Raw genomic sequence first — 4,412 nt, 5'->3', positions numbered from 1 at the left:
TCGCAGGCGAGGCGCTCGAACAACGCCCGTTCGCCATCCAGGCTGAACGGCCCGCGCGCGCCGATCACCTCGGCGCGCGGCGCGGCCGGCTGGCCTTGCAGGCAGCGCACGGTCCAGTGCTGGTGCGGCGGGACCTGGCCGAGATGCTCCAGCGGTTCGCGGCCGAGGGTGAACAGCGGACGGCGGAAGGGTGCGAGGGCGGCGATCAGCTCGCGCCAGTCGGCTACCTCGCGCCAGTCGTCGTCGGGCCCGGCCTGCCAGCCGGGCCGGCGCAGCGCCCAGCAGGGCACTCCGGCCAGTCGCGCGGCGCGCACGGCGTTCTGGCTGATCCGTGCGGCGTAGGGGTGGGTGGCGTCCACCAGCAGGTCGAAGCCCTGCTCGTCGATGAACGCCGCCAGCCCTTCGGCGCCGCCGTAGCCGCCGACCCGGACCCGGCAGGCCAGGTCGCCGGGCACCTTGCCCAGCCCGGCGAGGCTGTAGAGATGCGCCGGACCGAGCCGGCGGGCGAGGTCCAGGGCCTCACCGATCCCTCCGAGCAGCAACAGGCGCTTCATCGGCGCTCCTCGCAGGCCTGGCCGACCAGGTTGCCCTGGCGGTCGATGGCGAAGACTTCCAGCGCCACCTCGGTGGGCACGATGCCGCGGGCGAAGCGCAGGGCGTGGGCGCAGACCGCATCGCCCAGGGCCACGCCTTCGGCGTGTGCCTGGGCCAGCGCCTGCTGGCTGGTGTTGGCGGCGCGCATGCTGTCCTGTAGCGCGGTGCTGGCACCGAGCGCGGCGGCCCAGCCGGCCAATTGCGGCAGGTCGATGCTGGAATGGCGGCTGTGCAGGTCGAGGTGGCCGCCGGCGAGCTTGCTGATCTTGCCGAAGCCGCCGCACAGGCTGAGCTTTTCCACCGGCGCCCTGCGCAGGTGCTTGAGCACCGCGCCGGCGAAGTCGCCCATCTCGATCAGGGCGATCTCCGGCAGCCCATAGCGCCGGCGCATGGCGTCCTCGCTGGCGTTGCCGGTACAGGCGGCGATGTGACGGACGCCGTTGGCGCGAGCGACATCGATGCCCTGATGGATCGAGGCGATATAGGCCGAGCAGGAGAACGGCCGGACGATGCCGCTGGTGCCGAGGATCGACAGCCCGCCGAGGATGCCCAGGCGCGGGTTCATGGTCTTCAGCGCCAGCTCGGCGCCGCCCTCCACGCCGATGGCGACTTCGAAGCCGCCGGCGTAGCCCCGTTCGGCGGCGAGCTGGGCGAGGTGGCGTTCGATCATCTGTCGCGGCACCGGATTGATCGCCGGCTCGCCGACCGCCAGGGTCAGCCCCGGGCGGGTCACCGTACCGACCCCGGGGCCGGCATGGAAGCGCACGCCAGGCTCGGCGCCCAGGCGCACCCGGGCGAACACCAGGGCGCCGTGGGTGACGTCGGGATCGTCGCCGGCATCCTTGAGGGTGCCGGCTTCCGCGCCGTTTTCCCAGGCGCGGCAGAATTCCAGGCGCATCAGCACCTGCTGGCCCTTGGGCAGGACGATCTGCACCGCGTCGCTGATCGTGCCACCCAGCAGCAGGCGCGCCGCCGCCAGGCTGGTGGCGGTGGCGCAACTGCCGGTGGTGTAGCCGCTGCGCAACGGCGCGGGCTGCTCGGGGGTTTCCTCACGCATCGCGGGGAGGCTTCCTGGCGGCGGGTTTGCGCAATTCCAGCAGGGTGATCGGCAAGGCCTGGCGCCAGGTGTCGAAACCGCCCAGCGGTCGCGCGTGGGCGACGCCGAGGCGGGTGAGGTCGCCCCCCAGGCGTTGCTGCCAGTCGAGCAGCACCCGTTCGCTCTGCAGAGTGACGGCGTTGGCGAGCAGGCGGCCGCCGGGCCGCAGGCGCTCCCAGCAGGTCTCCAGCACGCCCTCGGCGGTGACCCCGCCGCCGATGAAGATGGCGTCCGGCTCGGGCAGTTCCAGCAGCGCCTCCGGGGCGCTGCCGGCGACCAGGTGCAGGGTCGGTACGCCGAGGGCGTCGCGGTTGTGGCGGATATGTTCCTGGCGCTCGTCGTTGGCTTCGATGGCGATCGCCCGGCAACTGGGGTGCGCGCGCATCCATTCGATGCCGATGGAGCCGCAGCCGGCGCCGACGTCCCAGAGCAGCTCGCCGGGGCAGGGCGCCAGGCGCGCCAGGGTCACGGCGCGGACGTCGCGCTTGGTCAGCTGGCCGTCGTGGCGATAGGCTTCGTCGGCCAGGCCCGGGGTCAGCGGCAGGCGCACGGCGCCGGTGCCGGCGCGGCATTCCACCGCCACCAGGTTGAGATCGGCGGCGCGCGGCAGCGACCAGTCGCCGGCGAGGCCGTCGAGACGGCGCTCGAGCGGCCCGCCGAGGTGTTCCAGCACGCTCAGGCGACTGGCGCCGAAGCCACGGGCGTTCAACAGGCGGGCGATGGCGGCCGGGCTGTCGCCGTCGTTGCTGAGGACCAGCAGGCGCCGGCCGTCGTGGACCTGTGCCTGCAGCGCCGCCAGCGGACGCGCCACCAGTGACAGGCAGGCGACTTCCTGCAGGGCCCAGCCGAGGCGGGCGGCGGCCAGCGAGAGGGAGGAGGGCGCCGGCAGGACTCGCAGTTCGGTCGCCGGCAGTTGCCGGGCGAGACTGGCGCCGACGCCGAACAGCATCGGGTCGCCGCTGGCCAGCACGCAGGTCGGCTGGCCGCGCCGGGCCAGCAATGGTTCCAGGGAGAACGGCGTCGGCCAGGTTTCGCGGGCGCCGCCGATGCACGGCGGCAGCAGTTCCAGCTGGCGCGCCGCGCCGACGATCCGGCTGGCTTGCAGCAGGGCACGCCGGGCCTGCTTGCCGAGGCCGGGATAACCGTCCTCGCCGATGCCCACCAGGGTCAGCCAGGGCGGCGTCGAGTCTGCCGATGACACGGTTCCGATACTCCTGAAATGCGTCTGTGAAGGGCCCGCGACGGCTTCCGGACGGAATGGGTTTTCCCGGCCCCGGGCTGGGCGGCATAATAGCGCGTTCGTCGGTGCCCGGCCCTTTCGCGTTAGCGCGGGGCCAACGAGGGCCGAAGAGGGAACACGGAGCCGCGGTCTTTTCGAAGCCCGGGCCTAGCCGTGGCTGCCCCCGCAACTGTATGCAGCCTGTATTCGCGCCATTCGCCACTGGATTACCGGGAAGGCGGCGCGAAGCGGAGGTTCCTCCCCCGGGTGGAACGCCGGGCTGCGAGCCAGGAGACCTGCCGCCGAAACCAGTCGCGAGTGCCAACATCGGGCGGGGTGTACCGATGCCGTGGTCTGTCCCTGGGGGACAGCGGTGCGGTCGCCGCGACGCCGATTCGAGTAGCGTTTTTGAACGACGACCAGACCCCGGCGCCCCTGCCCGTACCACGTCCGTCACCCTGTCCCGGCCTGCTGCGTATCGTCCAGGCGCTGGACGGCGGCATCTGCCGCATCAAGCTCGATGCCGGTCGCCTGGACGCCGCCCAGGCACGCGCCGTGGCGGCCGCGGCGCGGGATTGCGCCAGCGGCGTGATCGAGGCGACCAACCGTTCCAACCTGCAATTGCGCGGCGTCCGTCGCGGCGAGGAAGAGCGGCTCGTCCGCCGCCTGCTGGACGCCGGCCTCGGTCCCCGGCATGGGTCCCTGGCCGGCGCCGACGACGTGCGCAACCTGATGCTCAGCCCGGCCGCCGGGCTCGATCCGCACCTGTCGCTGGACGTGCGCCCGCTGGCCGCTCGGCTGTTGCTGCGGCTCCAGGCGGACAGCCGCTACCACGCGCTGTCGGCCAAGTTCGCCATCCAGCTGGACGGCGGCGAAGACCTGGCGATGCTCGAACATCCCCATGACATCTGGCTCTCGCCGATGCCCGCGGCGCCGACCGCGACGCTGGTCTTCGGACTCGCCGGCTGCCCGGCCCGCGACCGCCCCCTGGCGGCGTTGCCGGCGGAGCGGGGCGAGTCCCTGGTGCTGGCGCTGCTCGACCTGTTCCTCGAACGCGCCCAGCCGCAACAGACGCGGATGCGCCACCTGTTGCAGGAGCTGGCCGGAGAATCCTTGCTGGAGGCCTTGCAGGCGCGCCTGGATTTCCCTCTGCGGCGTGACGAGCGGGTGGCGGCCTGGCGGCGTCCGCCGGGGCGTGCGTGGAGTCATCTCGGCGTCCAGCCGCAACGCCAGCCGGGCCTGGCGATGGTCGGCGCGGCGGCGCCGCTCGGCCGGCTCGACAGCGCTTGCCTGGAAGGCCTGGCCGAGCTGGTCGAGCGCCATGGCGACGGCAGCCTGCGCCTGACCCCCTGGCAAGGCGTGCTCCTGCCGAACCTGGCGCAGGCCGAGGCCCACCAGGCGCTGCTCGGCCTGCGCGGACTCGGCCTGCTGACCGCGCCCGACGCGCCGTTGGCGCGGCTGATCGCCTGCAGCGGTTCCAGCGCCTGCGCCAGGGGCTTGGCC

The 4,412-nt window shown here is 73.2% G+C and carries 4 protein-coding genes and 1 riboswitch; of the genes, 1 reads left to right on the top strand and 3 read right to left on the bottom strand.

The genetic code is table 11. From position 1 onward, the window contains the following. The 3 genes from FFS27_RS29125 to FFS27_RS29115 all read right to left on the bottom strand — a co-directional run. On the bottom strand, window positions 1–554 hold a 554-nt coding region (locus tag FFS27_RS29125; protein WP_137952390.1), incomplete at its 3' end, for a cobalt-precorrin-6A reductase. After that, window positions 551–1,651, bottom strand: coding sequence for a cobalt-precorrin-5B (C(1))-methyltransferase (locus tag FFS27_RS29120; RefSeq protein ID WP_023100937.1), 1,101 nt, complete (start codon window positions 1,649–1,651; stop codon window positions 551–553). The genes FFS27_RS29125 and FFS27_RS29120, both read right to left, overlap by 4 nt. Next, complete coding sequence (locus FFS27_RS29115; RefSeq protein WP_023100938.1) at window positions 1,644–2,891, bottom strand: bifunctional cobalt-precorrin-7 (C(5))-methyltransferase/cobalt-precorrin-6B (C(15))-methyltransferase; 1,248 nt, start codon at window positions 2,889–2,891, stop codon at window positions 1,644–1,646. The genes FFS27_RS29120 and FFS27_RS29115 overlap by 8 nt, the downstream gene beginning before the upstream one ends. Before the next feature lie 85 nt (window positions 2,892–2,976). Continuing rightward, a riboswitch (cobalamin riboswitch) is annotated at window positions 2,977–3,227 on the top strand. Window positions 3,228–3,317: 90 nt separating this feature from the next. On the opposite strand from FFS27_RS29115, the gene cobG reads away from it, so the two are divergent. Next, window positions 3,318–4,412: precorrin-3B synthase (gene cobG, locus FFS27_RS29110; protein WP_335927002.1), on the top strand; the 1,095-nt coding region annotated here is incomplete at its 3' end.

The organism is Pseudomonas sp. 2VD (assembly GCF_005503585.1).
GTDB classification, from domain to species: domain Bacteria; phylum Pseudomonadota; class Gammaproteobacteria; order Pseudomonadales; family Pseudomonadaceae; genus Pseudomonas; species Pseudomonas aeruginosa.
Note: the sequence above shows the minus strand (reverse complement) of the source record. Positions and strands in the feature narration are given on the sequence as shown.